We start from the raw sequence: 26192 nt of genomic DNA, 5'->3' as shown, positions 1-26192 counted from the left end.
ATTCCGTGGACTGGCTTACTTGAGCATCACGTACATCTGCATGTCGCCCAACCGGTCGATAGCCGCTCGATCGATGGCCAGCGCCTCTGTCTCGGTTTTCTCCGTAATATGCAGCGCGTCGAGCACGGTCTCCACCGTGCTTGCTTCATAATGGGTGGCGGCGATCACCGCCGGATGCAGCTGCTTAAGCGCTTGAATGCTCTTCTCGGCCGATCGCCCATACTGAGACAGTCCATCGAGCGCCGTGAATGCGATGTCAACTTGGCCGATCGCGCGGAGCTGCTCATCCGTCAGCATGTCCTGCCCCAGATCGCCCAGATGCGCGATGCGCACGCCATCCGTCTCGAAAATATAGATGACATTGGTTGGTATGGCGGGGTCATAAGCGGAATCATGAGCAGCCGGCACGCTGGTGACGGTGACATCGCCGACCTTGAAGCTCTCTCCGGCTTTGGCGACGGATAACTTCGCTTTCGTCTGCTGAACGAACTTCGCGTCGATGTGATCCGGGTGGCGATGGCTCACGGTAACCAGATCGGCGATCGGGACGCCGTCCTGCATGGGGATCGAATAAGGGTCCGCGATGATGGCGGTCCCCGATTTCGATACGATCGCAACGGTTGCGTGAAAAGCGCCGGTTTTGGCGTTCGTCAAGCTCTTCAGGACGATTTTCCCCGTGTCGTTGCGCAGCGCCTCTTCGTCCCAGATCGTCTCCTCTTCGGCCGGCTTCACGGTCGTTGCGCCGACTGTCGCCTCCTTCTTCTCCGCGTTACCGGCTGCGGGCGGAGACTGCTCCGCGCCGTTCGTGCATCCTTGAAGCAAGAAGCAAGCGGCGAGCGCTGCTGCCAGCAATGGATTCCTACGTGGTGACATGCGATGTTCATCCTTCCCTGTTTTTCATTCAGTATAGAATCGGGGCGGATGCGGCAACAGAGCGTATTCGCAAGATCAACCAGAGAATCTGCAAGTGCTGGAGGCTATGCCTTGACCGCCTTACATCGTGCAAAATCGACTGCGGTATTCGGACGGCGAATAACCGGCATGTTTGCGAAACGTCCGCGCGAAATGCGCCTGGTCCCTCATGCCGACGGCGAGCATGATTTCTTCCACCGGCAGCCTCGTGTTGCGCAGCATCGAGCCGGCGTTCTGCATGCGAATGTCGTTCAAGTAAGCCATGACCGAACGTCCGGTCGATGCTTTGAACTGCTCGTTCAGCGTCGTCCGGTTCGTGTGAAAACGGTGCGCAAGCTCCTCGAGCTTGACCTTGGCCCGGTAATTCACGTGTAAGTAAGCCAGCATCGTCCCCAGCACGGAAGCTTCCTCCGGCAGCGGCTCATCCGGTTGATCCCCGCCGCGTGCAAGCAGCCTGCGGACGAGAAACAACAGCTCCATGAGCAAGGATCGGCTTCGGCAGGGCCACTGCTCGTCCGGCTGACGGATCAAATTAACGCGCATCTCTTCGATCAGCTTTCTCGCGAACGCAGCCGTATCGACATCGATGCCGAAGCGGCAAGCGGCCGCCCCCGCCGCGGAGCGGTCTCGAAACGGATCCAGGCACCATAGATCCTGAAAGTCGGTCAACGTCATGTCCGCCGGTTCGGGCATGTCAAGCCGGAACTGTCTGTTAATGACGGCCGGATGAAAAAAAACCGTCAGCGTCTTGGGCTCGGCGCCCGACACGATCAGCGCCTCGTCTTGCTCGTTCAAGCAAAGAATAGACGGCGCGTGCAGCGGGTAAAGCTTCCCGTTCATCCGCAACAAACCGCTCCCTCCCGACACAAGAACAAGACGATAGGTGTGGCCGTAATCCGTTCCTGCTTCGAACGGATCGTCGTCGCTTACGACGGTCATATGGCGGTAATTAGGATAGAACGCATGCGCTTCGGTGACGTACGTCATCGGATAATCGCCTCCTTGCCTTGCGATGGCTTCGTAATCGTTCACAAGCGATTGTAGCAGTTGACTACCGTCAGAACGAACGCATTCGATTGACTTTCATAGTCGAAAATGTTGACGCGATCGCGAAGGGCCTAACCTGCTCGTTCCCACGGCGATTAGACTGCAAGCCAAGACGCGATAACGAAATGCCGTATCTGGCCGCTACTGGCAGCAAAACCCGCCTCTCCGCTCGCAAGCGGCAAGAGACGGGCTTTATTCAGGATCGTTATTGAATGCCCTTCTTCTTCAAATCCTCCAGGTGACGCTCGTACATGACCTTCTCGACGTTCGCCGCGCCGACCTTATCCATCTGGGCGATGAAGTCGTCGTACACGCCGTTGAACTCCTCATCCGACTTCGCCAGCACGAGCTTCGGAATCGTCTTGTTCCACAGATCCTTCACCTTTACGTTGATGACGCCTTCAGAGGTGGAGCCTTCCGGCTCGAGATTCTCCATGCCGAGCGGGTAGACGTCATAATTGAACTTCTCCAGCAGCTTCTTGGCTTCGAACTGCTCCGGCTGATCCTTCTTGAAGTCGCGCGTCGCCGCCGCGTCGATCGTCGTGCCGGAACGCCACAGCAGCGTGGAGGCCGTCAAGCCGTATTTGGCGTACCAGGCGTTGTTGTCCTTCAGCATCAGATCACGCACTTCCGGCTTGTATTGCGGCAGGCCGTCGACCATCTCGTACGTCTCGCCTTCTTTGCCGTACAGGAAATCGAGCTGCCCTTCGTCCGACCACGCGTATTCCGCGAACCGGATGATGCGCTCCGGGTTTTTCGCTTTCTTCGTGATGAAGAAGCCCTGCCAGCCCATCAGACGGGAGGCCGGATAGCGCGGCGTCTGGCCGTTCGCCTTGATGCCGTCCAGGATGACGTACTTCTTCTCCGCGCCGAGCGTGCTCTCGATCTTCGGATTGTAGCGGGTGAACATGCCGTCCATGAACTGCGATGCTACCGCGTACTGCGCGCCGTACAGCTTCTCCTCGTATTGCTCCTGCTTATAGATGAGCAGCTGCGGATCGAACAGCCCTTCGCGGCTGAGCGTATTCATGTACCGGAACGCGTCGATGAAGCCTTTGTTGCGCATCGGGTATTCGACGATCTTCTGATCGTCCTTGATCCGCTCCTCCAACAGCTGCGGCGCGAACGAGTAGATCAGGTAATCCATGGACAAGCTGCCCTCGAAGCCGTTCTTCGCCACGTCGAAGAATTCGACGCCGACCGGGCTGACGTCCGGGAATTGCGCCTTGGCTTGCTTGAGCGCGGCGAGCAGATCGTCCGTCGATTCGATCTTCGGACTGCCGATCGCCTCGTAGATGTCCTTGCGGATGAACCAAGGACGGATCGGCGTGATCGGCACGCCGCTCGTCAGGCGCTCCTTCGTCTCGAAGTAGTTGGGCAAGTACCACAGCTTCCCATCGACCGAGTGGTATTTCACCATTTCCTCGTCAAGCATGCCTTTCAAATCCGGCGCGTATTTCTCGATCAGCTCGTCGATGGAATAGATCATGCCGTTCTTGATCAGCTTCGAGACCGCCGGATTGTTCCAATCCAGCATGATCGTATCGGGCAGATCCCCGGAAGCGATCATCGTGTTGAGATAATCGTCGTCGCTGCCGGTCGCGAGCTTGCGGTCGATCGTGATGCCCGTCTTCTCGGTGACCAGCTTCATGGCGAATTGGTCCTTCCACAGGTAGTTCGACGCCCAGTTGCCATAGAAATATTGCGTGAACGTAAACGGCGACGTGTCCTGCTTCCACGACGGGCCTCCGGCTTCCGCGGTCGTTCCTTCGGCTGTGGCGTCATTCGCCGCCTTGCCCCCATTGTTCCCGGTATTCGCAGCCTCCTGCGTATTCGCGTTCGTGTTCGTATTCGTATTCGAGCTGCAGCCCGCCAGCACGGCCAGCGCGACGGTCAGACAAGCAGCTTGCTTCCAGCGTGTACCGATCATATATTGAACCTCCCCCATGTAATAAGCGACGCGATAACCTGATTCATAGCTTGCCGTACCTCAACTGCCGCCCGGACGTTTATCCCTTCACGGAACCGATCATCACCCCTTGGACGAAATATTTCTGCACGAACGGGTACGTGAGCACGATCGGCACGGTCGTAATGACCATCGTCGCCAGCTTCAGCGAAGCGGCCGTCACGCTCCCGAGACCGAGATTGCTCGCGGCCAGGCTGACGTTGCTGTTGGAGCTGATGATTTGCATCAGAATTTGCTGGAGCGTCACGAGCTTCTCGCTGCCGAACAGCATCGCGTCATACCACGAGTTCCAGTGGAACACGGCGTTATACAGCGCGACCGTGGCGAGGACCGGCTTGGAGACGGGCAGCACGAGCTGCCAGAAGATGCGAAGCTCGTTTGCGCCGTCGATTTTGGCCGATTCCTCGATTTCCTTCGGCAGCCCCTTGAAGAACGTCAGCATGATGATGGCGTTGAACACGTTGAACAGATTCGGAATGATATAAGCCAGGAAGCTCCCCTTCAAGCTCAAATACTTCGCGACGAGCAGGTAATACGGAATGATGCCGCCGCTGAAATACATCGTGAAGATCGCCATCAGCAGGAACGTTTTCCGCCCCATGAGCTCGTTCTTGGACACGCCGTAGGCGAAGGCCGCCGTGAACAGCACCGCCGTCGCCGTGCCGATGACGGTCCGGGCGATCGTGACGATGAAGGCGCGGATAATGCCCTCGTCCTGGAACACCATTTTGTAATTATCGATCGAGAATTGGCGAGGCCAGAGCGTGATGCCCCCGCGCGCCGCATCGGTCGGATCGTTGAACGACGTAATGACGATATTGTAGAACGGGTACAGCGTGATGACGCAGAGTCCGATCATCAGCAGCGCGTTGAGCCAGTCGAAGCTTCGCTCTCCGATGCTGCGGTTATAGGCGAACATGATTGCCGCGACCTCCTTCTAGAACAAGCTTTCCTTGGTAAGCTTACGAGAACCGTAATTCGCCGCGTACATGAGGATGAACGCCACGACCGACTGGAAGACGCCGACCGCCGTGCCGTACGAGAATCGCCCGAGCACGAGCCCCATTTCGTACGAGTAGACGGACAAGACGTTGGCCGCGTCCTGCGTCATCGAGTTCTGCATCAGATACATTTGGTCAAAGTTCGAGTTGATCAACCCGCCGATGGAGAGGATGAGCAAAATGACGATCGTCGGCTTGAGCGCGGGCAGCGTGATGTGCCAAATCCGCTGGAACCGATTCGCGCCGTCCATGACGCCCGCCTCGTACAGCTGGGGGTCGATGCCCGCGATCGCGGCGAGATAGATGATCGAGTTCCAGCCGATGTTCTTCCATACTTCGGTGAACACGACGAGCGGCAGGAACGCCTTCTCGTCGCCCATCAGCATCGTATCCGGGCCGATCAAGCCGAGCGTCTCCAGCATGCGCGTAATGACGCCCGTGTCCGGGTCGAGCAGCGTGTACATGAAGCCGACGACGAGCACCCACGAGACGAAATGCGGCAAATACGTCAGCGACTGCACGATCCGCTTGAATCGCTTGTAGACGAGCTCGTTCAGCAGCAGCGCCAACAGGATCGGAGCCGGGAAGCCGAACACCAGCTTGGCGATGCTGATCTTGAACGTGTTGGACAGCGACTGGATAAAGGTCGGATCGTTGAATAGCTCGCGGAAATTCGCGATGCCGATCCAAGGGCTGTGCAGGAAACCTTGGAACGGGGTGTACTCCTGGAACGCGATCACGATGCCGTACATCGGGATATAGTTGAAGACGATCATCCAGGCCACGGCCGGAAGCGTCAGGAGCATCAGGTAGCGCTGCAGCCAGAACCGCTTGGCGAACGAACGTCCGGGTGCCGCTTGCCGGGAATGCATCGAATGTCCAACTCCTTTCGTTATGGCGCTTATTCCCGCTTGCTAAGAATGCGCTTTCAATTTGGTGATAGGCTCATTATAGAAGACCGCTGCGCCGCGACGATATGCCAAAATCCCTCGCGAATGCCACGATCCCACGATCTTTGGCCAGCGCGCCTTTGGTGCTTCGACATTCGATCGCGGCGATGATTCCGGCGTACCTAGGAAGCAACCGCGGGGCCGATCGGCATGGCATGCCGACCGGCCCCGCTAATTACATGCATCGCTTACCTCGACTCTTATCATCTGTTTCGTCGCGTCCTTCACCACTGGCCCGCTTACGTTCATCTCCGCTGCATAAGCTCCTGGTATTCGCCGGGCGTCATGCCGTACGCCTGCTTGAAGAGCGAGCAGAAGTACGACGTATTCGGGATGCCGACTTCCGCCGCAATCTGAGCCACCTTCCGCTTGCTCAGCCGCAGCTGCTCCTCCGCCTTCGCCATGCGAACCTCCGCGATATATTCGTGCACCGTCTTTCCGGTTGCCTTCTTGAACACGACGCCCAGATGGTTGGCCGACAAGAACGCCGCCTCCGCCAGCATCGTTACGCTCAGCGCGGTCGAGCCGTATTGCGCTTCCACGAGCTCGCTCACCTTGCGGATGACGAAATCGTCCTTATTGAGCCGCTTCTCTTCCATCCGGCGCAGCCATTGGGCCATATAATCGCGGACGGCTTGCTCGATCTCGATCAGACTTGCATAACCAAGGAGCCGCTGCGGACGCACCGCGTCCGGAAGCTCGTGTTCGCCGGATAGCAGCAGCAGCTCCGTCAGCAGCGCGTTCACGATCGTCACCGTCAACTCCTGCCCCGCGCCGGGCTCCTCTCGAAACCGCGCGAACAGCTCGCCGATGCGCGCATCGATGACGTCCAGCCTGAAGGCGGCGGCCTGAAGGCGTATATCCCGTGCCAGCTCCTGGCACGCGCGCGCGAAATCGGCCGCCTTCGGGGCGAAGGCGCGCTTCGCCTCCTCCTCGGCTTCTACTCCGATTGCGCCGATCAGACCGTAGAACTTTGCCCATTGGACGGCGCGAACCGGCTCTCGCTGCCGCCCCTCGGCCAACTGCCGGCATTCCGCCGCGACCTTCTCGACCGTCTTGCGCAGCTCGTCCTCTTCGATCGGCTTCAGGACGTAATCCGATGCGCCGAACCGGATCGCCTGCCGCGCGAAGCCGAAATCGTCGTACCCGGTCAACACGATAATTCGGACGTCCGGCAGCCGCTCCCGCAGCTGCTTCGCCATCTCGAGCCCGTCCATGCCCGGCATGCGGATGTCGGTCATCACGAGATCCGGCGGACGAGAGAGCGCCTTCTCCAACCCGTCGATGCCGTCCACAGCGGTGTCCACCTCGCCGATCCCGAATTCGCCCCAGTTCCAGAACGCGGCCAATCCTTCCCGCTCCCAACGTTCATCTTCCACGATCAGCATCCGCAGCATTCGCATCCCCCTGTTCTTCCTCTTCTTGCGGCATTCGCACCGTCACGACCGTTCCGATCCCTTGTCGGCTATAGAGTTCGAACCGGTGACCGTCCCCATAATAAGCCGCCAGCCGCTGCCGAATATTGCGGATCGCATAGCCGCTCCCGCTCGATTCGAACGTGCCGCCGCTGATCGCCGCGAGCCGCTCCGCACTCATGCCGACCCCGTCGTCGATCACTTGGATGAACGGCCGCCCTGCTTCGAAGCCTGTCTTGATGATCAAGGTGCCGTGGTCGCGCTTCGGTTCGATGCCGTGCGCAAGCGCGTTCTCGACGAGCGGCTGCACGATGTTTTTGGCCGCCCGGCAGCCGAATGTCCGCTCATCCAGCTCGTACACGACGTCGAACCGGTCCTCGAACCGGAACTTCTGGATTTGCAAATACGCCTTCACCATCTCGATCTCCCCGCCGATCGTCGAGTCCGAGCTGCCCTTGTTCAGCACCAGCCGGTAAAATTTCGCCAGCGCGTTCGAAATTTGCATAATCTCCGGCGCTTCCGCCTTGCGGGCCGCCCATGAGATCGTCGCGAGCGTGTTGTACAGAAAATGCGGATTGATCTGCGATTCCAGCGCCCGCAGCTCCGCTTCCTTCTCCATAATCTCTATCTTGTACACCTTCTCCACCAGCTCGTGAATGCGTCCGGTCATATGATTGAAGCTGATCGCCATCTGCGAAAATTCGTCGTTCGACGCGACGGGCACGGACACGTCGAGCGAGCCCTCCCTCACCTTCTTCATGGCGCGCAGCAGCAGCTTCATGCGAGACAGCAGCTTCGTCGTCACGAAATAGACCAGCAAGCTCAGTACAATTAGTGCGATGAAGAGGATCAGCACCATCATTTTGATCGAGGACGTCACTTTGTCGTTGAAGTGACGGATCGGATAGACGCCGACCAGCCGCAGACCGATGCCGTCGAGCGGCTGCGAGATGACGATTGCGCGTTCGCCCCCAACCTTACGGATTTCGCTTCGTTCGCGTCCTTGCGGAAGCATGCCGATTCCGAGGTCGGCGATATTTTGCTTAACCAACGCAGGCTCGTAGTTCGAGACGATCCTCCCCTGCTCGTCCAATACGAGCACGCGGCCGAAGCCTTCGGAGACCGGCTCCTTCAAGGCTTCGAACAGCACGTCGCGCTTGACCTCGATTTCCAACAGCCCGGCCATATTGACGTAGCGGGACGAGAAAATTTTCCGGTCGTACGCGAAAACATCGTCGTTGCCCGCCACCCCGAACCGCGCGGTCATCGTCTGTTCCTCCCGAAGTCCGCTCCACGCGGTTTGCGTTTTGCGGTCTCCCATGAATGGCTTGTACGCGTCGTCCCCGGCGATACGGCTTAGATGATAGAAGCCGTCATACAGCTCCGGGATCGTCTCGTTGGCCATATAAATCCGCGCGGAGTGGATCGCGTTATTCTGGCGCATGATGTTCTCCAGGATCGGGAAGATCGTCGAGCGGTAATCCTCCAGCTGGAACGGCTCGTTCATGAAGACAGTCCCGAGGAACGTCTGGATCCGGGTATCGAACGCGATCATTTGGGCCAGATTCTCGACCAGTTGAATTTTCTCCTCGATGCTGTACTTGGTTTGCAGCAAATTTTGTTCCATGACGGTCTGCGCCTGCTGGGTCGTGGAGCGCGTGGCCTGGACGTAAAGCATGAAGCCGGTCACGACGAGCGATAACGTCAGAATTGACACGTAAATCGCGACGAATTTGGTCGTGACGCTAATGCCGTTGGCGAAGCGTAGGAGCCGCATAATGCCATCCGCGCCTTTCGTAAGCGTTTTCCTTCCATTCTAGCATGGGCGCTTCTGGAGCGAACAGCCTGCGGCTTAGCGCATTTTTCATGGGAGAAGCAGTGCTTTTGGTATCTTGCACCGCATTATTCGCAATCATGGGTTGGAGATTCGGATCACATCAGCGCAAGACGCGAAAAAGGAACCAGAAGATTAACTTCTGGTCCCTTTTCCGCTCGCGCATCAAGGCTCTCCGAAGATGGGTACCGGTCCGCTGTCCCACCGATTTTCCCAGGAATGCCACATGTTTTGGGTTTGCCACGTGATGCCTTTGTACAAGATATCGCGCTTGGCCCACCAGTCGCCGCCGGTATTCGCCTGACTGGCCGGAACGCCGTGATAGGCGATCTGGTTCGTTCCGCTTAAGCCGTCCAATATCCAGCTGTGATGGCCAGGTCCAATAATGGTGCTGCTCGTTTGGAATTTGCAGCTGTCCGATTTGGCATAGTGCGCCACGTTCAACGGGTCACCGTTTGCTTTAAGCCGCACGTAGCCCAGACAATAATTGCTTCCCCAGCTGCCGTTGGCGGAGAAGGCGATCAGCAGACGCCCGTCTTTGACGATCGGCTGCGGACCTTCGTTGACATAAGCGGACGGGTTGACGTCCTTCCGTTCCCATGCTTCCCGCGGCTGCGATATGATCGCGCGGCCGGACCGCATAATCATCGGATTGTTGACATCCACTTCGGCCATATAGATATTTTGCTCGCCGTCCGTCGTGCCGGCCCATCCGGACCAGACGAGATAGTGCTTGTTATTGTAGGAGACGAATGTCGTATCGATCGACCATCTATCGTCCGGCAGATTCACTTTGCCCATGTACGTGTACGGTCCTGCTGGATTGGAAGCTTTCAGCGCATAGGTCCGGTGTCTGGCGTTCAAGACCTCGAACGATTCGTTCGCCGCGCCCGGCGACGCCGCGAAGAAAATCCAATACTCGTTGTTGATCTTCGCGATCTCCGGCGCCCAAATCTGCTGCAAGTCGGCCGCTCTCCACCATACGGTCGTTTGCGTACTGAAGCTCCCCAGTCCCGTCAACGTGCTCGACTTGCGAAGATGAATGCCGTTGTTATCGGATTGCACCGAATAATAGACCCCGTCCTGCCGCAAAATGCTCGGGTCTGCGCCATCCATAATATACGTCCCCGCAGCGGTAGCGGTACTAAGCGGGATGACGGCAAAAACAACGATTGCCATCAGCCAAGCTTTGAACCATTTCATGACTCCACTCTCCTCGACAGAATGATTGCCAGCCCCGCAATGTAAGGGCTTACAAAAAATAATAGCGTATAGACCTTGCGCTACATACAGACATTTCGTTGGAATGATGGACATATTTTCGTGATTATTTCAGCTGCGTTCGGGCCGGCTTACCCGCATGGAAAATGAAAATCGCCGTTCCCCTAAGAAGGAAAACGGCGTTCGGGATGAGGCATGAAATTGCGGAGAGACGAGTGATTCCGGGCGAGGCAACAGTCCCAAGAATCGGAAGGAGAGACATACGAGCTCGCGACGATGCTAAACAGCGTGTAGGTAACGAGAAGAAGTCCAAGCCAAGCCAATCCGATCTAGCCTGGGAATGCAACACCTCCTTAAATAGCGAGCGGCGTCACGAGTGCGAGCTAAGCTTCTCGAGCGGCTCGAACCAGGCGAGCGGATCGCGCTCCTCGGTCCGCCAGGCTTCGCCTTCCGTGAACAAACTCTTCTGCACCTTGATGATGCCGCTGCGGTTCGCGAGCCGATTCATCTGGTTATGCATGAGCTTGGAATTGCACAGCACGATGACATGCTCGCAATGAGGCAGGAACCAGCGCTGCAGCTCCTCCCACTTGTCCGTGATCTCGTGCTGGAACGCGATCGGTTGTCCGTTGATCATCATGCGCCGGTTATCGACCAGCAGCTTCACTTTGCCGGAAGCAAGCTTCAGGCATTCCGCCTTCAAGTCCACCGTAATGCGCTTCATCTCGTCCAGACTCAACGCGCCGGTCACCTGCCAGGCGATCAGGTTGTCCGCCGGGACGACGCGGTAATTGAACCGGTCTTGAATCGGCCGCTCCAGCTCGCGCTTCAGATGAGTCGAATGCAAGGAGAATCGTTCATGGTCGAAAAAATAACTGATGTCGATATCGAGCGTGTTGCACAGAATCTCGATATTCTTGAGCGATATATTGCGAACGCCCCGCTCCACGCCACCGATATACGTGCGGTCCAATCCGGAACGGGCGGCGAGCATATCCTGCGACATGTTCGTCCGAAGCCGAAGCTCCTTCAGCCGCAATCCGAAATCCTCCAAAATGTTCATCTGGCCAACATCCTTCTGTACGCGTTGTTCATTGCCGTACGTTCATCATAATCCGGATCGCGCGTCGGAGTCGACGGACTATAAGTATCATTTTCGAAAATTTTCGCCGGTTTAACCTAAGACAAACAAGTCGATGCGAAGAAAGGCTGCCGCGATGAACGCGGACAGCCTAGACGGCCGCTGCGGCCGCAATGAAGCAAGATCATGGATTTCACGCTTCGCTTGGCGTAACCGAGAGCACATCGGCGGTCGTGACGGGGGCTGCCCGATCCGCGTCCCCGTAAACCTCGATCTCGGCGAACGCCATGCGGTACCGATTCGCATCGGTCGGATTGGCGCGAAGCTTCGTCCCTTCGATCGCCACCCACTGCGCGCTTACGGCAGGGAATACGAACCGCTGCACGGCATTGCCCGGCTGCGCGTAATTCGAGACCGTCTTGACCGTCGTCCAATTGGCCCCATCCGCCGAGGTGCGGATCGTGAAATCGACGGGAAAATTTTGGCCGACGTTCCCCGCGTCATTGCGGGGATACAGATCGACTTGGCCGACCGTCTTCAAGCTGCGCAGATCGAGCGTCACCGCTTCGGCGTGATTGACGGTCAGGCTGTTGTTACTCGTCCAACCCATCGAACCCGTCACGGAATTCCGCTGTCCGTCGACCGCCCGTGAAGCGGACCAATTACTGTTCTCGACGGAGCTCGTGCCGGATACGGCCGCTCCCGCCGCCAGATTGCCGGTCTCGCCGTAAATTTCCAGCTCCCAGATCGAATACCCGTAGATCGAGCCTCTCTGGGTGCCTTTCATCCGGACGAACCGGGCATTCGTCGGCGCGAAGGTCACGTCGTCGACGCCGCCGTCGCCCGTCGTCGTGGCGAACACCGTCGTCCAGTTCGCGCCGTCCGCGGATACCTCGATCGCGTAGCTTTTGCCGTATGCCGCTTCCCAATAGATCTTCAACTGGTCGATGCGCGCGGAGGCGCCAAGGTCGACGGCGAACCATTCGTTGTCCGTGTAATTCGAGCCCCACCGCGTGGATAGATTCCCGTCGACGGACAATCCCGGCGCCGCTTTGGACGACGAGGCCGTCGCCTGCTTCCCGGCCGCCAGATTGAACCGCTGCACGGGCTCCGGTGACTGCACGGGGAGAATTGTCACGGGCGCATGGAAGGCACGGTTGATCAGATTCATCTCGGCCATCGTCTGCGCCGGATTCGCGCTCCCCGGCATATAGATGCGGTCGAGCGTGACGCCGCGAATCATCGCCGTGCCGCTGTAGCCCCGAAGCCGCGCGGCGCTCTGCCCCTTATCCCGCACGTTCACGTTCCGCACCGTCAGCCCGTCGATCGGTCCGCCGCCGTAGCCGTCCGCCGCCGCGATCACGAAGTCCGACCAGCTGCGAAGCGGCCCAAGCCACGTGCCGATGCGCTCGACGTCAATATTCTCGAACGTGACGTTCGTCAGCGCGCCGGCCCCGTATTTGTGATCGATGCCGAAGCCGACCGATGCGTTGTAGATCACGCCGTTACGATACGTGATATCCCGCTGGTTCTGTCGCATGCCCTGGCCGACCTTGAACGCGTAGCAATACGTCCAGGCGAGCAGATCGTCGAAGACGATGCGCTCGTTCGCCTCCGGCGCGCCCGGCCAGCTTAAGCTGATGTCGACCGATTGATCCCAGGTTTTCGTCGAGAACGGATCGTCCAGCGAGATGCCGATGGCGTTAGTGACGACGACGTCCTGCGATTCGTTGATGTCAATGCCGTCGTTCTCGCCCATATCGAGCCGGTTCAGCAGCTTCATGTTCGTGAACGTCAGATGATCGGAACGGGCCGGCGTGACGGCCCACGAGGCGGAATCGCGGACGACAAGTCCCTCGAACGTAAAATGCGAGACGCCTATCGGAACGAGAATGTTGTTGCCGAAATCGTGCGTATCGGCCGCATATTTGCCATTGCCGTCCAGCGTGCCCCTTCCGTACAGCTTGATGTTCGTCGAACCCGGCTTCGTGTAAATCCACCACGTCACGTCGCGGTCCTGCGAATCCTTGTGCCAATGGGCCGTATAATCCTGCGGGATGCCGGTAAACCGGAATACCGCGCCGCCCTCCAGGTACATCGCGACATCGCTTTTGAGCTCCAGATTGCCGACTTTATACACGCCCCTAGGCACATAGACGATCCCTTGGCCGCCTGCATACGCGGCCGCATCGTCGATGGCCCGCTGGATCGCCGCCGTTGCATTCGCCGCTCCCGTCGCATCGGCCTGATACGGGCTTGCCGAGACATTGTAAATGCCTGCGCCGGATGAAGCAGGCGGATTCGTCTCCGGCGGATCGACCGCGATGACGAGCTCTTTTTTGTCGTCGATCTTCACGATCAAATATTCATCCTTGGTCAGCGTGAACGCAAGGGTATTGCCGGTCTTGGTCGCGGCTAAGTTCAGCTTCTTCGGACTGATGCCATACTCGGTAATCGCCGTCTGGCCGAGCGCCGTCACCTCGAGTGCGATCGGGCCGGCAGCAGAGAAATGCGCGTAATCGTACTGCGCATAGCTGATGACGGGCACGCTCAAGCCGTTCGCCTTGAGCGCGTAAACGGAGGAGGCGCTGTAAATCGACGGTCGCGGGTAGATCGACAGCGAAGCGGCAGCGGCTGGCTGGACGTCCGCCGAGACGCTTGCCACAGGCGGCTCTTCGAGGGCCGCCGCCGAGTCTACAGCCATGAAGCCGACAACCGACACCCATATCAAGCATGAAGCGATTGCAACATTCCACCATTTCGTTCTTCCCATCTTAGGAACCTGCCTTTGCTTGGAATTGATCGTCTTGCACAAGCAGCTCAATATGTCCGTCCCATTCCCACTTGACGGCATGCCATTGCGCGCCGAGCGTACACGCCGGGGCATCCGGACGGTCGGCGAAGTTATGGATGCCTTTAAACTGATCCGGACTGACCAAATGCCGATCGCCGTCGATGTGACGGTGAGGGCCGTATCGGTTATACGTGCTCGGATACAGCATCGCCTCTATCTCTATCTCGCCCGTCGCGTCCTCGGGGAGGTCGACCGTCCATTCCGGCCCCCAGCACCATTGGCCGGAACGCCCGCCGATCCGGACGTACGCCGCGTCTGCGCGCAGGCCGGCGAGCCGCAGCCGGCCGCAAGCGCCGGGCGGAAGCTGGATCGTCTTCGCGATCGTGACCGGATCGCCGCAGAACGGGTATCCGCCGCGGATCATGTCGCTCCGCCCGGATAGGCGATCGATCGGGGCAAGGACGAGGGGACCTGCCGTCATCAGCTGGCGCCCGTCTTTGTCCGTCCACTCCGATCGGGTGTTTATCGCGAACCTGCCTTGGATGAAGGCTGCGGGAAGCGGTTCGCCCAACGGCATCGGGTCGGCTTCCAGACGAAGAACGAAATCGGACGGACCAAGCTCAACATCCGCCCCCTCGCCCAAGTCCGCGACAAAGCCGTCACCGTCGGGCTTTACGATCATCCGTCGTCCGTTCGCATGCAGGGACTCCACACGATCGTGAAGGAACACCTCCAGCCTCCCGGGTAGCTCCCCCATCCGCTCTATGAGAATATCCGCTCCGATCCGGCCGTCCTCCAACTGCCGCCATTCGACCGGCAGACAGTTCGCGGCCGGGAGCTTGCGGACGGACCATTCGTCTTGAGGGGGAATGACCGGAGCAGCCGAGCGGATAGCTGACGTCGCCGACTCTCCATGCCCATTCGCCGCGAAGGCCTGCCATTCATCCGTTCCCATCACCTGAACGCCTGCGCGTCGAAGCCGATCGAGCAGTCCTTCGTCCGACCACATGCAGCCATCCGCCGGCAAGACGCGGCGATAAGCGCGATGTCCGATATGAAGTCGGCCTTCCGACAGGAGTCCATCACGCTCCAACGTTCGTTCCTCGGACAGCTCAGCATGGATGCCAGACCGGTGGACCGCCTCGACGAGCCGAACAGCCGCCAGGCTCATCGCGGCCGCCTCCGTATCCGGCGCCTGCGAGCCGTCATGCTCGTTCATGCCTCGCGCCTCCCGCGGGTTGAAGCCGGCCATGACGCCGCGCGTCGGCAGGACGATTAGGAGCTCCGGATCGCCCGAAAGATCCGGCAGGCGTGCGGCCTTCGCTCGAACCGACCGCAGCAGCGAAGGGAATGCATCCCGCCATGTCATGTGCGCCGGCATGGAAGGCGGCCAATCTTGGATCGCCTGCGTGTCCAGCCGATCCTGCTGAAGATGGATGACGAACGTGTCGATGCCATGTCCGGCAAGCCATAACGCGTAAGCCTCGAACGTCTCGGGGTTGACGCCCCATCCGCCGCCGCCCATCGCTTCGGCCAGCGCGCCGCCCCTGCCCTGCTGCATGGCGACCGAACGGGCAAGCTTCGGATAGTAGTCGTTGCCGGGATAGCGCTCCAGCGCATCGATGGCCGGCGTCTCCACCTGCCTGAGCAGCTCGAGGCACGAACCGCTGTACGATAGCTGGAAGTAGGGATGCTCCTCCGCCTTCAAATGCGCCGTGAATCGCTTGCCATGCGCCGCGCACCATTCGGCGACCGGCTGATAGAAGCTCTCGGCGAGCAGATCGCTTAACAGCTCCCAGTATCGGATCCGCAGCCGGTCTGCTCCTTCACCCGAGGTGAACAGCAGCGGCAGCAGCGGTTCGAGCTCTTCTCCGTACTGCTCGAGATACCGCTCCGGCAGCCGTCGGTCCCACGGTGCGGCGCCCGTCTTGAGCGTCAGCCCGTGTCCGTCAAGGAACGCGACCTCGTCGGAGAAGAAGCCCTCGACATGCGCGAACGCTTCCGGCTGCAGGCCAAGCCGGTAGCCGTCGTAGGTAAGCCGAATGAACAGCGCGGTAGCCGCGTCGTCCAACGAATTAACCGCTTGCTTCGAGCCCAATGCAATCCTGCCTTGTCCCTCGTCCTCGCGCCATTCGATCCACTCGCAGCGGCTGGCTGGAAGCTGCCGGAGCACCTCGCCTCCGGCGATGCCCGACGGCCAGCCGTTCTCGTCGTAGATCCAGAATCGCAAGCCGATCGACTTGGCGTGAAGGATAAGCTCGGATACGCCGTCGAAATAGGTCGCGCTCAAGTACGGTGGTTGATCCGGATATCGCCTTGGATGAAAGACGACGCCGTCGAAGCCGGACGCCCGAATCGCGTCCAGCTGGCCGTACAAGCGCGGCGCGTCCAGGGCGCCGTTGATGGCCCAGAAGGAGAGGAACGTTAGCTCCCTGCTCATTCGCCGGGCCTCATCCACCCGGCGGGCCGCAGCAGATCCGCGCGAAGCGGCGTGAACGCATCGAGCAGCGCGCCTGCCGCAAGCGCCCGGACGCCATGACGCGCGCCGCCGGGGATGACCAGCGTCTCACCCTGCGCGAGCAGATGCGGCTGTCCTTCGATTCGAAATTCGAAGCTCCCCCGCAAGCAATAGGTCAGCTGTTCATGCGGGTGATCATGCTCGTAACCTTCCGCCCCCGCCTCGAAGTGCACCTCCATCATCATGATGGACTCGCCCGGGCGAAAGACGCGCCGCTTGACACCGGGCTCCGCTTGTTCCCATCCTCCGTTAACCACCTGGTTAGCTCCTCTCTGATTCGTTATACGTCATCGGCGATGTGGAATTCGGCCGATGATTCCTGCCAATGTAAGCGAAACCGCCGCAAACCGCCTTCCGTTCGCAGCTCGATTCGCCATCCGCCGTCGCCGGCCCGCGACACGATCAATTCTTCCTCATCGGCCAGAGGCGCGGGCTCGGCTTGGTCATCCTCCATTCGGTAGACGTGGACGAACATCGCCATACGGACCGCTTGCGTGCAGCGGATGAGCGTTGCCCTCGAGGCGGTCGGCGGATTATCCGGCGTAGCCGCGAGCGACATTGACGACGGCGCCGAGCACCATCCGTCCAGCCGCAGACGCCCGCCATCGCGCAGCTTGGCGCGCAGCGTCTCGCGCGGCCCGGCCCTCCGGCTCCGGTGCGCGCCCAGCCAGTGTCCGTCGATCGCGCCGAATGTGCGACTATTCGGAAGCCAGCCGTCGTCCGGCACGTCCCATTCGCCATCGATATGCTGCGCGAGGCAAAATTCACGCGCTTCCTTGGCCTCCGCCAGCACAAGATCGAGCGCCATGTCGTCTGCGTTCGCGACGATCCGGCGGAACGTTACGCCGGCATATGGACGTTCGTCCCAAGGGCACAGCTCTTCGGGAAGGATGATGCTCGACTGCATGCGGTAGCCGGCTCCCTTCCAATCGACCGCGATCTCCGACCACGTTCCCCACGTGCAATCGTGCACCTGCACGAGCCGCCCGTCGCGCGGCGGCTGGTCGAAGCCGCCGACGCTCGGGGCATTGTGCGATAGCGTATGCTTGAACCAGCCGTAGTGGGCAGGCACCCCGTACGCCGTCGTACCCGGATCGGTCAAGACCGTACGCCCGCCGCAGCCGAGCTGCAGCCCGAGCCGGTCCAGATGATCATGCTCGCCGCCGAACGGCCCATGCTTCAGAAGCGCATGCCAGCCCGCGGGGCGGACAAGCTTGGTCAGGCCGCTCGACCCTGACGTATAGGACCGTTCCGCCCATGCCCGCAGGACGCTGCTGCTTTCATCATCCATATCCGGCAGTTCGCCGCCGTATAATAGCGCTTCCAACGAATCCCGCGCTTGCACAGGGACGCAGTTATCCGCCTTGCCTGCTGCAAGTCCCGTCTCTTGACCGGAATAAGCCTCTTGCAGCAGCGATCTATAGCGCGTATCTCCATAAAAGTCCAATCCCGCCTCGTACACGCTCGCATAGGCGGTAAGACGCTCGGGCCGCCCCGAATCGTTCAAGGCCGGCAGCCAGCCGCCGGGCAGCACGACGCGAAGCGGGAATTCGAACATCGCCTTCAACTGCGCGCTGTCCCTCACGTCCCAAGCGGTGCCTTCCGCAAGAAGCGAGAAGCCGAGCAGCGCCCGCAGCGCATAGAAGTGGTACGTGAAACTCCCTTCGTACCAGAAGCCGTCGCCGAGAATGCCGCGCGACATCTGATCGCGCAGGCCATATTCGCCGTCCAGCCCGGCCGACGCGACCGCGTCGTCGCCGAGCAGGATGCCGAGCGCCCCGATCGCCGACGTAATGAGTATCGCGTGATTGTGAACTTGCCTTTCCTTATGGGCGATCAGGAATTCGGCGCATGGGGCGAGCAGACCGGAGTGGATACGCGCATCCTCTTCCTCGCCGAGCTCCCCGCTTAGCAGCGAATAGCCCGCAGCCAGATCGAGCATCCAATGCGCTTCGTCCAGCGTCTGGGCGAACAGCTTGCCCGGTCCGTTGTATGGGATGTCGCCGTGCACGGCGTAACTTGCATAATGCTCGGCGTAAGCGAGCAAATACCGCTTGGCTGTCCTCACCAGCGCTTCGTTCGGCTCGATGGCGTGGAGCAGCGCCGCATGATAGACCGCCTTGGCGACCCGGTTGTGGGCGATCGATACCCAGCAGCCGTCGAACGGCTCGCCCGCGTAGACCGTTCCGCACACGGGGCAGACGTGGCAGCTGGGCTGCTCCCAATCAAAGCGGAGCGCGGAGCCGTCCGCATGGCAGTGGTAGAGATGCGTCCACTGGCCTTGCGCGCCCGCAAACTCGAGCTTGCCGATTCGCGCCGCCTCGTCCGTTTCCTTTCGCAATTTGGCCATCGCGGCCCGGAAGAGCGGCGATCGACCGTTCGCGCGCAGCTTCTCGCGTCTCGACTCCAGCATATCTCGCACCTCCTACCCTTTCAGCGAGCCTGCCGTCATTTGCATGAACGACCGGTTCGCGACCGCGTAAACCAGCAGCAGCGGCAGGATGGACAAACACGCGCCGGCGAACATGTAGTGGGTCTGCACCGCGGCCGTCGGCCCGTAACGCAGATAGGACAAGCCGACCGTCAGCGTCTGCAGCTCCGGATTGTTGAGCGTGAACACGAGCGGCCGCAAATATTCGTTCCACGCCCCGCAGAACGTGAACAGCGCGCCGACCCCGAGCGCCGGGCGAAGAAGCGGCAGAATGATCCGCCAGTAAATGCCCGCGTTCGAGCAGCCGTCGATCCTTGCGGCCTCGTCCAGCTCGCGCGACAATCCCTTGAGGAAGCTGAGCAGAATGAAGAAAATATACGCGTGCGCGCTGATCAGGATAAGCACGACGCCCCATAGCGTCGTATGCAGATGCAGCTTCACCATCAGCTGGAATTGCGGCCGGAGCACGACGGCCCCGATCGAGATGAACATCGTCGACGCCTGCAGGCCGACGAACAGCGCCTTGCCCGGGAACGTCATTCGCTCCACGACGTAGGCCGCCATCGAGGCGACGATGAGCGTCCCGATCGTGGAAGCCGCGCTCAGGAACAGGCTGTTCCACAGAAACCGCGAGAAGTTCGCCTGCACCCAGGCCTCTTTGTAGTTCATGAACTGCCACTTGGCCGGAATGAGCTTGCCGCCCGCCGTTATCTCGGCGTTCGTCATGAGCGAGCCGAAGCCGGTGACGACGAGCGGGAACAGAATCAGTCCGGCGATGACGAGCAGGAATATGCCGACGAGCAGCTTCCCTCCGAAGCGTCCGGCTAGCCGAATGCCGTGCGTCTGCCCGGATTGCGCGATTGCCGACGAATTCGCCATCGGGCAACCCTCCTTACTGTAGTTGATTTAGTCGTCTGGACAGAAAATGGTAGAGCAGCGTTACGAGACCCACGATGACCGCCGTTGCGAAGCCGACCGCGCTGCCGTAGCCGAACTGCTGATCGGCTGTGAAGGAAGCCGAAGGCGTTGGGAAAAACAGCTTGTAGACGTACAGATACATGACTTCCGTCTTGCCGATCGGTCCGCCATCGGTGAGCACCATGATGCTCTCATAGCCCTTGAGCGAATTGATGATCGCCAGCATGATGACCATCTGCAGCACGGGTCCGAGCATCGGCACCGTCAAGTACCAGAACTGCTGCGAGCGGCTTGCGCCGTCAAGCGACGCGCTTTCGTAGACGTCCTGCGGGATATTTTGCAAGCCGGCCAGGAACAGCAGCATGTAGTTGCCCACCGCGCCCCAGACGGCGATCAGAATCGTCGTCAGCATCGCATGGTCCGGTCCGAGCCAATCGATCCGCTCCGGGATCAGGTTCAGCTTGAGCAAGTATTGGTTGAGCAGGCCGTTGTAGGAATTGAACAGCATGTAGAAGACGACGGCCATGACAGCGGAGCTGATGATGGTCGGCAGGAAAATGACCGCCCGCAGCAGGCTTCGGCCCCGGAAGGCGTGATTGAGAATGACCGCCAGCGCGAGGCTGAGCGGAATCGTCAGCGCCAGCTTCCCGCCCGCGTAGACGAACGTGTTGACGACCGAATCCCAATACTGCGCATCGCGCGCCAGCCGCTCGAAGTTGGCGAGGCCGACATACGACGCGGACCCGTACCCCTTGTAATCGAAGAACATGTACCAGATCGCCCAGCCGATCGGATAGAGGCCGAGCACGGCCGTCAGCAGGAAGCTGGGCAACAGAAACAGATACGAAAATCCCGTTTGGCGCAGCCGAATCATAGGTTAACCTCCTTGCCGCAAGCGTTTTTGGACATGAGAAAGGAGCGCCGCCCGCGGCACGCGGCACTCCTCGGATTCCATCTTATTTCAAGGTCATCGGATCGAACGCCGGGTCCGGCTCGGCTTTCACTTCGCCGGCAGCGATCGCTTGATCCAGCGCGGCGTTGTAACGTTGGTTCAAGTCGTCCACGATCGCGTTCAGATCGCCGCCGCTCAGCATGTATTTGAAGAACGCGTCGGTCGCCATGATCCCTTCGATCTTCAGCGCCGAGGTCGGCTCAAGCGGCCAGGTGCCGTCGTTCTCGGTCGGCATGAAGCCTTCGATGCCCTTGATCGCGGGCTTGCCGGCGGATGCTGCGATGTGCGGCACCATCGACAAGCCGAACCCTTTCTCCTGGTACGTCTTCAAGATGTCGTCGCCGTACATGTACTGCATGAATTTCCAAGCCTCTTCCTTGTTCTTCGACTCCGCGCTGATCGCGAGCCACTGTCCGCCAAGGAGCGACGTCTTGCCATGCACTTGACCGTCCGTGGTCGGCACCGGCGCGGCGGCCCAATCGATCTTGGCCGGGAACTGATTCTGGTAGACGCCCGGCTCGGACGAGAACGAGATGTACATGCCGATCTTGCCTTCCGCGAACTGCGCGCGCAGCGGATCGATGTCGAGCGACTCCATACCCGGCATCGTGCTGCCGTCGTCGACCATCTTCTTGAACGCCTCGATGATCGGCTTGTAGCTGCTCCAATCGTAGCGCGCCGTCTTGAAGTCGTAGCCGAGTCCGCCGTGCCCGTTCGCTTCGGCGATGACCCGCGCGGAGCGGAACAGCGCGCTCTGCGTGCTCTTGAAGTTCTGCGCGAAGCCGTAGGCGCCCTCGGCTTTGCCCGCTTCGGTCAGCTTCTTGGCCGTCTCGACCATCTCGTCCAGCGTCTTCGGCGGCGCGGCGATGCCCGCTTTGGCGAATAGATCCTTGTTATACACGAGCCGCAGCGTCGATCCGTAGTTCGGCAGCGAATAGAGCTTGCCGTCGATTTGGTTGAAATCGGGAATTGCCGGGAACTTCTGCTTCAGCTCGTCGGTCAGGAAGCCGTCGATCGGCTCCAGATAGCCTTTCTTGGCCCAAGCTTGGATCGTGTTCTCCTTCACGCGGATCAGGTCCGGCGCTTGACCGGAGGCGTAGGCGAGGTCGATCGCCTGATTGAAATCGTCGGTCTTCACGACCAGCTCGATCTCGATGTTGTCCGCGTTGGACGCGTTGAACGACTTGACGACCTCTGTAATGTAGTCCTGGTCGTGGCGGTCGCCCGTCCAGTAGGACAGCTTGACCTTCTTCCCGCTCTCCTGCGGCTTCGCCTCGTTCCCGCCCGCGGGCTGCTCCTTATTGCCGGCCGCTTCAGTCGTTGGCGCGCTGCCGCTGCCTTCATTGCCGCCGTTATTGCCATTGCTGCCGTTGCCCCCGCTGCAGGCCGCCGCCGTGAACGCCAGCACGCCGATCGTCGCCGCGATTCCGAGTTTTTTCATGCGCATGGATGATCCTCCCTTTTCTGTTGAGAACGCTTTCGCTTACCTCTTTACTATAAAGAATCGGCCGCCGGACGATAATGCGGCAACTTGCGGTTCGAGGGCAGCTTTTTCGAGTTGTTGCGCGGCTCAAGACACCGGCGGCTTCCCCAAGAACGATTCCTTGAACTCGGTCGGCGTCAGCCCGGTCTGCTTCTTGAACACCTCGCTGAAATAGCGCCGATGCTCGTAGCCCAGCTGCTCCGCGATCTCCTGCACCTGATAGTCGGCGAGCAGCAGCGCCTTCGCGCGCTCGATCTTCTGCTGCGTCACGTAGTGCTGGAACGTCGTGCCCGTCACCTTCTTGAATAGATTCGAGTAATAGCCCCAGCTGAGATTCACCTCTCGCGCGCACAGCTCCAGCGTCAGATCGAGATGGAGATTCGCCTTGATATAGTCCATGGACCGGAAAATAATCCGCTGCGACTCGCTTGTCCGCTCCCGCTCCATCAGCCCGCACCCTGTCTCGCACAAGCCGTACAGCCAGACTCGATAATCCGCCAGCTCCATGGGACGGGCCGCGTTCCGCGTCTCATCCGTACGCTGCTCGAAATCCGCCAGCGCCGCGCGCGGGAACTTCTCCAGCATGATCCGGTGCATGCGCAGCGCCAGCCCTTGGAACAGATGCTCTGCGTCGCTCGGCGCAGGGAGCGTCTTGGCCGCGCCCATCTCGGCGAACGCCGCGTCCAGCCATGCCCGGCATTTGGCCAGATTGCCGCTGCGGAAGGCGAACAGAAACTCCTGCTCGCTCTCGGTGGAGTAAATCCAGGCATCCGTCCCGCGTTCATCCGCGGGCGAATAGCGGAACGCGCCGCCGCCGCCCGTGTAGAAGTGATAAGACAGCGCACGGAGCGCCTGCTGATAGCTTCGCGGAAGCCCTCGCCAATCTGCGGCCTCCTCCCCGATCCCGACGGAAATGGTGAATTTCGTATAAGACGCAATATTCGCACAGCAGTTGTCGGCGAGCTCGAGCAGCGGCGCGCCGAGATTACCGGTTTCGACGAGGCAGACGTATCGGTTGAACGCCTCCCGGAACACGACCGCTTTCGCCCGCGCCGCCAGCGTTTCCTCCACGATATTTTGCAGCGCGAACCGGGCGAGCTCGAGCTCCCGCAAGCCGGAGCTGCCGTACCGATCGGCGAGCTGGTCGATCTGCACGACCATGACCGCCAGCGGAGGCGCCAGCGGCGCAAGCTCCAGGAACCCCCACCACTGCCGGGCATCGGCGATGTCGGTCGGATGATGGACCAGCAGCGAGAGATACTGCTGGCGGAGCGCCGGCAGGCTTTCTTTGACCGCCGCCGCAAGCGCGCCCACCTTCTCCCGTTCCGCCTGCTCGTCGAGCCACAGATCCTTCGCCTTCAGGACGACCTTGACCAGGTCGGCGATCGCGAAGGGCTTGCGTACGTAATTGACCGCACCGAATTGGAGCGCCTTCTGGGCGTATTCGAAATCGGCATAGGCGCTCAAGATGACCACCTTGCTCCCCGGCGACAGCGCGAGCGAGCGGCGCGTCATCTCGAGCCCGTCCATCTTCGGCATGCGCACGTCGGTCAGGATCAGCTCGGGCTTCAGCGCTTCGATCAGCGTCAGTCCCTCTTCGCCGTTCGTGGCGCTGCCCACGATCTCGATGCCGTGCTCCGCCCAAGGAATCTTCGTCGTCACCATGTCGACCACGCTGCGAATATCGTCAATCACGCACATGCGCGCGATTCTCTCCTGCCTCATCGTTAACGCCTCCTTCTTCTCTCGGCAGCCGCAGCGTAATGCGCGCCCCGCCCGATTCGGTATGCTCCAGTCTGAATGCGGCGCCCTCCTCGCCGTAGAACAATTGCAGCCGCTGCGCGATGTTGCGCAGCGCATAGCCATGCTTGCCAGAGGGAGGATTCGCCATGCGCTCGCGCACCTTCGCCGGATCGAATCCGGAGCCGTTATCCTCCACCGTGAGCAGCAGCGCATCCTCGCCAAGCTCGGCGATCACGCGGATGTCGCCGCCCTCGCCGCGGTCGGAGAAGCCGTGCAGAATGCTGTTCTCGACGAGCGGCTGCAGCATGATTTTGGGCACTAGGCAATCCAGCGCCTCCGGGTCTGCCTCGATCCGGCAGCGGAACAGCCGCTCGTAGGATTTCTGCTGGATCGCGACGTAGTTGCCGACATGCTCCAGCTCCTCCCGGAGCGTAATGCGTTCGCGTCCTCCGCTTAAGCTGAGCTGGAACATATGCGACAGCGCCAGTATCATCTTGCTGACGTCCTCGTTCTCGCCGAGCACGGATTTGCAGTGGATCGTATGCAGCGTGTTGTAGAAGAAATGCGGATCCATCTGCGCCGTAAGCGCCTTGAATTCCGCGCGCCGCTTGTCCCGCTCCCGGCTCTTCACGTCGTCGATCAGCTGTCCGATCTCCTCGAGCATCCGATTGAAGCGGAAGCCGACCTGCGTCACCTCGTCCATATAGGGACTCTCGTACCGGACGGCAAGATCGTTCTCCTCCACCCGCTTCATGACGCGCTGCAGCTGGAACAGCGGCCGCAGCAGCACGTAGGTGAGCCGGTTGGCGATCACGAGCGACAGCAGCACGAATCCGGCTACGACGGCGATCGTCGCGCGCTTGATGCCGCTCAGCTTCGCCAGCAGCTTCGCCTTGGACTGCACCCCGACGATCATCCATTCCTCCTTGACCGGCAATCGGCTGAAGTTGACCAAATAATCGTCTCCGTGATGGCGGTAGAAGAAGTCTCCCGACGTCGCAGGCGTCAGTCGCGCGCCGAAACCCGGATCGTTCATGAAATCGTACGCCGCGTCGGCCGTCGCCGCCGAAGCTACGCGGCCACCCGCGGAGTCGAGGAACGCATACGCATTATCGCCTCGACTGAGGCTGTCCATGAACAGATCGACCAGATCCGATTCCCGGACGTTCACGACGACGAACACATCGAGCGTCCGCATATGATCGGACACGTCCAGCACGCCTTCCGCGACCAGCGACACGACGCGTTCGCCGTCCTTGAACAACGGATCGGCATGGCCGCTCGTCCAGAAGCCCCGGCCCTGCGCCTTGAACTCCGCATACAAGCCGGATTCGTAGAAGGAAGCGCCCGCGCTGCGCACGTTCGAGGTCGGATAGAAATCGCCGATCGGCGTCGCGATCAGCATGCTGTGGATGATCGAATCGTTGAATTTGACCTGGGAGAACGCCGGCTGCAGGAGCGACAGCCACTTGTAATATCCGTCCCGGTCGCCGCGCTGGACGTCGAGCATCATATCCTGGAAGGCGTCGCTGAACATGAGCGCCCGGACGGCGGTACCGATATTTTTCATCCGCTCGCTGACGATCTGCGCGGATTGGTTGACGGTATCCCGGCTCGCTTGCAGGGCGGTGCGCTGAATTTCGCTCGCGGCGATCAGGTAGGCGATCGTGCCGACGGAGGCGAGTCCGACGGTAATCAGCAGCACGAACGTCAGCCACAGCCTGCGTTTAAAGGAGATGGAGTAGAGGAGGCGTCCGAGCCAGAAAGGCCGAATGGCCTTGTAGTCGTGCGGAGGCGACGCGGAGGATCGTGAAGCAGAGGCGGATCGGTATCGCGGCAATGGTTGTTGTGTCATAAGTCCCTCTCCTCTCGGTCGTAAAGGAAGCTCGCATACTATCACTATATAGCAAACCGGGAGGAGGC

At 60.2% G+C, this 26192-nt stretch carries 18 protein-coding genes; all 18 read right to left on the bottom strand.

The genetic code is table 11. From position 1 onward, the window contains the following. Positions 1–15 precede the first annotated feature (15 nt). The 18 genes from ACFSKT_RS01815 to ACFSKT_RS01730 all read right to left on the bottom strand — a co-directional run bounded on the left by ACFSKT_RS01815 (position 16) and on the right by ACFSKT_RS01730 (position 26124). Positions 16–873: an MBL fold metallo-hydrolase gene (locus tag ACFSKT_RS01815; RefSeq protein ID WP_377720097.1), complete on the bottom strand. Its 858-nt coding sequence runs from the start codon at positions 871–873 to the stop codon at positions 16–18. 120 nt (positions 874–993) lie between these two features. Further along, positions 994–1899 carry a helix-turn-helix transcriptional regulator gene (locus ACFSKT_RS01810; RefSeq protein ID WP_377720096.1) on the bottom strand — a complete coding sequence of 302 codons (906 nt, stop codon included), beginning with the start codon at positions 1897–1899 and terminating at the stop codon, positions 994–996. A gap of 265 nt (positions 1900–2164) precedes the next feature. Then, positions 2165–3889: an extracellular solute-binding protein gene (locus ACFSKT_RS01805; RefSeq protein ID WP_377720095.1), complete on the bottom strand. Its 1725-nt coding sequence runs from the start codon at positions 3887–3889 to the stop codon at positions 2165–2167. A 79-nt stretch (positions 3890–3968) separates the two neighbouring features. Next, complete coding sequence (locus ACFSKT_RS01800) at positions 3969–4847, bottom strand: carbohydrate ABC transporter permease (RefSeq protein WP_377720094.1); 879 nt, start codon at positions 4845–4847, stop codon at positions 3969–3971. An 18-nt stretch (positions 4848–4865) separates the two neighbouring features. Further along, on the bottom strand, positions 4866–5801 hold the full coding sequence (locus tag ACFSKT_RS01795) for an ABC transporter permease (protein ID WP_377720093.1): 936 nt from the start codon (positions 5799–5801) through the stop codon (positions 4866–4868). Between the two features lie 323 nt (positions 5802–6124). Then, a complete protein-coding gene (locus ACFSKT_RS01790) occupies positions 6125–7282 on the bottom strand; it encodes a response regulator (RefSeq protein ID WP_377776295.1) in 1158 nt (385 codons plus the stop codon). Further along, positions 7248–9071, bottom strand: a complete 1824-nt coding sequence (locus tag ACFSKT_RS01785; RefSeq protein WP_377720091.1) for a cache domain-containing sensor histidine kinase — start codon at positions 9069–9071, stop codon at positions 7248–7250. Before ACFSKT_RS01785 ends, ACFSKT_RS01790 begins: the two co-directional genes overlap by 35 nt. Before the next feature lie 222 nt (positions 9072–9293). Then, positions 9294–10331, bottom strand: coding sequence for a glycoside hydrolase family 43 protein (locus tag ACFSKT_RS01780; RefSeq protein WP_377720090.1), 1038 nt, complete (start codon positions 10329–10331; stop codon positions 9294–9296). 388 nt (positions 10332–10719) lie between these two features. Continuing rightward, positions 10720–11412, bottom strand: coding sequence for a helix-turn-helix domain-containing protein (locus ACFSKT_RS01775; protein WP_377720089.1), 693 nt, complete (start codon positions 11410–11412; stop codon positions 10720–10722). Positions 11413–11623: 211 nt separating this feature from the next. After that, entirely contained in the window at positions 11624–14203 is a 2580-nt protein-coding gene (locus ACFSKT_RS01770) for a discoidin domain-containing protein (RefSeq protein ID WP_377720088.1), read from the bottom strand. A 1-nt stretch (position 14204) separates the two neighbouring features. Then, positions 14205–16664 carry a hypothetical protein gene (locus ACFSKT_RS01765; protein WP_377720087.1) on the bottom strand — a complete coding sequence of 820 codons (2460 nt, stop codon included), beginning with the start codon at positions 16662–16664 and terminating at the stop codon, positions 14205–14207. Next, complete coding sequence (locus ACFSKT_RS01760; protein ID WP_377720086.1) at positions 16661–16999, bottom strand: cupin domain-containing protein; 339 nt, start codon at positions 16997–16999, stop codon at positions 16661–16663. Before ACFSKT_RS01760 ends, ACFSKT_RS01765 begins: the two co-directional genes overlap by 4 nt. Positions 17000–17022: 23 nt before the next feature. Continuing rightward, positions 17023–19155, bottom strand: coding sequence for a heparinase II/III domain-containing protein (locus tag ACFSKT_RS01755; RefSeq protein WP_377720085.1), 2133 nt, complete (start codon positions 19153–19155; stop codon positions 17023–17025). A gap of 12 nt (positions 19156–19167) precedes the next feature. After that, entirely contained in the window at positions 19168–20052 is an 885-nt protein-coding gene (locus tag ACFSKT_RS01750; RefSeq protein WP_377720084.1) for a carbohydrate ABC transporter permease, read from the bottom strand. A 13-nt stretch (positions 20053–20065) separates the two neighbouring features. Further along, on the bottom strand, positions 20066–20965 hold the full coding sequence (locus tag ACFSKT_RS01745) for a carbohydrate ABC transporter permease (protein WP_377720083.1): 900 nt from the start codon (positions 20963–20965) through the stop codon (positions 20066–20068). 82 nt (positions 20966–21047) lie between these two features. Continuing rightward, complete coding sequence (locus ACFSKT_RS01740; protein WP_377720082.1) at positions 21048–22490, bottom strand: ABC transporter substrate-binding protein; 1443 nt, start codon at positions 22488–22490, stop codon at positions 21048–21050. Between the two features lie 123 nt (positions 22491–22613). Then, the gene (locus tag ACFSKT_RS01735) at positions 22614–24251 is read right to left on the bottom strand and encodes a response regulator (RefSeq protein WP_377720081.1); all 1638 of its coding nucleotides are present in this window, start codon (positions 24249–24251) and stop codon (positions 22614–22616) included. After that, positions 24214–26124, bottom strand: a complete 1911-nt coding sequence (locus ACFSKT_RS01730) for a sensor histidine kinase (protein ID WP_377720080.1) — start codon at positions 26122–26124, stop codon at positions 24214–24216. Before ACFSKT_RS01730 ends, ACFSKT_RS01735 begins: the two co-directional genes overlap by 38 nt. Positions 26125–26192: the final 68 nt, after the last annotated feature.

Source organism: Paenibacillus xanthanilyticus, from assembly GCF_042682185.1.
Taxonomy (GTDB): Bacteria; Bacillota; Bacilli; order Paenibacillales; family Paenibacillaceae; genus Paenibacillus_Z; species Paenibacillus_Z xanthanilyticus.
Note: the sequence above shows the minus strand (reverse complement) of the source record. Positions and strands in the feature narration are given on the sequence as shown.

Bases quoted from the DNA above. Each gene is read 5' to 3' on its own strand.
- ACFSKT_RS01815 (WP_377720097.1), bottom strand. From the start codon at position 873: ATGTCACCACGTAGGAATCCATTGCTGGCAGCAGCGCTCGCCGCTTGC.
- ACFSKT_RS01810 (WP_377720096.1), bottom strand. From the start codon at position 1,899: ATGACGTACGTCACCGAAGCGCATGCGTTCTATCCTAATTACCGCCAT.
- ACFSKT_RS01805 (WP_377720095.1), bottom strand. From the start codon at position 3,889: ATGATCGGTACACGCTGGAAGCAAGCTGCTTGTCTGACCGTCGCGCTG.
- ACFSKT_RS01800 (WP_377720094.1), bottom strand. From the start codon at position 4,847: ATGTTCGCCTATAACCGCAGCATCGGAGAGCGAAGCTTCGACTGGCTC.
- ACFSKT_RS01795 (WP_377720093.1), bottom strand. From the start codon at position 5,801: ATGCATTCCCGGCAAGCGGCACCCGGACGTTCGTTCGCCAAGCGGTTC.
- ACFSKT_RS01790 (WP_377776295.1), bottom strand. From the start codon at position 7,282: ATGCGAATGCTGCGGATGCTGATCGTGGAAGATGAACGTTGGGAGCGG.
- ACFSKT_RS01785 (WP_377720091.1), bottom strand. From the start codon at position 9,071: ATGCGGCTCCTACGCTTCGCCAACGGCATTAGCGTCACGACCAAATTC.
- ACFSKT_RS01780 (WP_377720090.1), bottom strand. From the start codon at position 10,331: ATGAAATGGTTCAAAGCTTGGCTGATGGCAATCGTTGTTTTTGCCGTC.
- ACFSKT_RS01775 (WP_377720089.1), bottom strand. From the start codon at position 11,412: ATGAACATTTTGGAGGATTTCGGATTGCGGCTGAAGGAGCTTCGGCTT.
- ACFSKT_RS01770 (WP_377720088.1), bottom strand. From the start codon at position 14,203: ATGGGAAGAACGAAATGGTGGAATGTTGCAATCGCTTCATGCTTGATA.
- ACFSKT_RS01765 (WP_377720087.1), bottom strand. From the start codon at position 16,664: ATGAGCAGGGAGCTAACGTTCCTCTCCTTCTGGGCCATCAACGGCGCC.
- ACFSKT_RS01755 (WP_377720085.1), bottom strand. From the start codon at position 19,155: ATGCTGGAGTCGAGACGCGAGAAGCTGCGCGCGAACGGTCGATCGCCG.
- ACFSKT_RS01750 (WP_377720084.1), bottom strand. From the start codon at position 20,052: ATGGCGAATTCGTCGGCAATCGCGCAATCCGGGCAGACGCACGGCATT.
- ACFSKT_RS01745 (WP_377720083.1), bottom strand. From the start codon at position 20,965: ATGATTCGGCTGCGCCAAACGGGATTTTCGTATCTGTTTCTGTTGCCC.
- ACFSKT_RS01740 (WP_377720082.1), bottom strand. From the start codon at position 22,490: ATGCGCATGAAAAAACTCGGAATCGCGGCGACGATCGGCGTGCTGGCG.
- ACFSKT_RS01735 (WP_377720081.1), bottom strand. From the start codon at position 24,251: ATGAGGCAGGAGAGAATCGCGCGCATGTGCGTGATTGACGATATTCGC.
- ACFSKT_RS01730 (WP_377720080.1), bottom strand. From the start codon at position 26,124: ATGACACAACAACCATTGCCGCGATACCGATCCGCCTCTGCTTCACGA.